This window comes from Halomonas sp. ND22Bw (genome assembly GCF_003011945.1).
Taxonomy (GTDB): domain Bacteria; phylum Pseudomonadota; class Gammaproteobacteria; order Pseudomonadales; family Halomonadaceae; genus Halomonas; species Halomonas halophila.
The window spans coordinates 1-474 of record NZ_PXWD01000136.1; the positions used below are offsets into that span (position 1 = coordinate 1).

Here is a 474-nt window from a genome sequence, read left to right on the forward strand (position 1 = left end):
TTGTCCATCGTCGTCTCCCTGTCGCCTGAACCGGGAACCTAACGCCCAAGCTTGACCAGATGTTCCCGGCGCTTGCCGCCCGGCCGCGGGCGCCTTACGCCAAAGAAAAAGAGGAAACGCGATGACCGACACCCGCCTTGACATTGGGGAAATCCTGCCTGGTCTGCCCGCCTGGTGCGCGGCGGACGGGGATCGCCAAGCCATTCGGCGCAGCCTCGCTTTCGACGATTTCAACGCCGCATTCGGCTTCATGGCGCGCGTGGCGTTGATGGCGGACAAGATGGACCATCATCCCGAATGGTCCAATGTCTACAATCGCGTCGACATCCTGCTGACCACGCACGACGCGGACGGCGTCACCCAGCGCGACGTGACCCTGGCCCGCTTCATCGACGCCGCAGCCGCCGGCATGGGGGTGCGGTCGTGAGCGCGCATCGCCCCGGCCGCGTCGCCGGCAAGACCGTCCTGATCACC

At 65.8% G+C, this 474-nt stretch carries 1 protein-coding gene; it reads left to right on the top strand.

All coding sequences use genetic code 11. The annotated features are described in order from the left end of the window. Positions 1-121: 121 nt before the first annotated feature. Entirely contained in the window at positions 122-427 is a 306-nt protein-coding gene (locus CVH10_RS17355; protein WP_106489345.1) for a 4a-hydroxytetrahydrobiopterin dehydratase, read from the top strand. Positions 428-474: the final 47 nt, after the last annotated feature.